General features: G+C 72.0%; 2 protein-coding genes. Both read left to right on the top strand.

The features are described from left to right. The first annotated feature begins 68 nt into the window (after positions 1 to 68). The gene (accD, locus tag B8460_RS19555) at positions 69 to 998 is read left to right on the top strand and encodes an acetyl-CoA carboxylase, carboxyltransferase subunit beta (protein WP_048863304.1); all 930 of its coding nucleotides are present in this window, start codon (positions 69 to 71) and stop codon (positions 996 to 998) included. Continuing rightward, a partial coding sequence (locus B8460_RS19550; RefSeq protein WP_048863303.1) for a bifunctional folylpolyglutamate synthase/dihydrofolate synthase occupies positions 995 to 1,710 on the top strand: 716 nt, incomplete at its 3' end. The genes accD and B8460_RS19550, both read left to right, overlap by 4 nt.

Here is a 1,710-nt window from a genome sequence, read left to right as displayed (position 1 = left end):
GTCGGCGCGCTCGCCGCCGCGGTGCGCGGGGCGCGCGCGGCCGCCCGCGAGACGGCGCGGCAGTCGGCATGAGCTGGCTCACCGAATACGTCCGGCCGAAGATCCGCACGCTGTTCACGCGGCGGGAGGTGCCGGACAATCTCTGGCATCAATGCCCGAACTGCCAGCAGATGATCTTCCACACCGAACTGGCGAAGAGCCAGAAAGTGTGCGGCAACTGCGGCTTTCACATGCGCGCGACGGCGGCGGATCGCCTGTCGTGGACGCTCGACGAGGGCTACAGCCGCATCGAGCTGCCGAAGGCGCCGGCCGATCCGCTGCGCTTTCGTGACCAGAAGCGCTACGCCGACCGGCTGCGCGAGGCGCGCGAGGCAACGACGTTGGAAGACGCGCTTGCCGTCGCGCACGGCACGATCGACGGCCACCGCGCCGTCGTCGCCGCGATGGCGTTCGAGTTCATGGCCGGCTCGATGGGCGCGGCGGTGGGCGAGGGCATCGTCGCCGCGGCACGGCTCGCGGTGCTGCAGGACGCGCCGCTGGTGCTCTACACGACCTCCGGCGGGGCACGCATGCAGGAGGGTGCGATCAGCCTGATGCAGATGCCGCGCACGGTGATCGCGACGCGCCTGGTCAAGGAGGCGGGGCTGCCGTTCCTCGTGGTGCTGACCGATCCCACGACCGGCGGCGTCACCGCGAGCTTCGCCATGCTGGGCGACATCCAGATCGCCGAGCCCGGCGCGCTGATCGGTTTCGCCGGCGCGCGGGTGATCGAGCAGACGGTGCGCGAGAAGCTGCCGGACGGGTTCCAGCGCGCCGAATATCTGCTGGCGCACGGCATCCTCGACATGGTGGTGCCGCGCGTCGAGATGAAGGCGACGCTCGCGCGGCTGATCGGCCTGTTGCGCGACCCGTTCGTCGACGAGACGCCGCCGATGCGTCTCGCGGCCCCCGATCCGGTGGCGCCGCCGCCGGTCGAGACGGTGCAGGCGCCGGGGTGAACGCGCCCGTTCCCCACGGGCGGATCGAGGGGCTGATCGCCCGGCTTCACGGCGTGCATCCCCGGCTGATCGATCTCAGCCTCGACCGGCTGCTGGCGCTGCTCGACAAGCTCGGTCGCCCGCATCTGCGCCTGCCGCCGGTGATCCATGTCGCCGGCACCAACGGCAAGGGCAGCACATGCGCCTTCCTGCGCGCGATCGGCGAGGCGGCGGGGCTGCGCGTGCATGTCTATACCTCGCCGCATCTGGTGACGTTCAACGAGCGCATCCGCCTCGCCGGCACGCTCGCCTCCGACGACGTGCTGGCCGATGCGTTCGAGGCGGTGGAGCGCGTCAACGACGGCGCGCCGATCACCGTGTTCGAGGTGATCACCGCCATGGCGTTCCACCTGTTCGCCGCGGTGCCGGCCGATCTCTGCGTGCTGGAGGTCGGCCTCGGCGGGCGCGGCGACGCGACCAACGTGATCGCGCGGCCGGCGGCATCCGCCATCACGTCGGTCTCGCTCGATCACCGCGAAATGCTGGGCGACACGATCGAGGAGATCGCGGCGGAGAAGGCCGGCATCATGCGCGCGGGCGTCCCGGTAGTGACGGGCGCGCAGACGCCGGCGGTGCTGTCCGTACTGCGCGCGCGGGCGGCGGCGACGGGGGCGGTGCTGCGCCCGCGCGACGAGGCGTGGACCATCACGCCCCTGAGCGGAGGCGGCGGCGC

This window comes from Acidisphaera rubrifaciens HS-AP3, assembly GCF_000964365.1.
Lineage (GTDB): Bacteria > Pseudomonadota > Alphaproteobacteria > Acetobacterales > Acetobacteraceae > Acidisphaera > Acidisphaera rubrifaciens.
This window is presented reverse-complemented; position numbering and strand designations above follow the sequence as displayed.

Bases quoted from the DNA above. Each gene is read 5' to 3' on its own strand.
- accD (WP_048863304.1), top strand. From the start codon at position 69: ATGAGCTGGCTCACCGAATACGTCCGGCCGAAGATCCGCACGCTGTTC.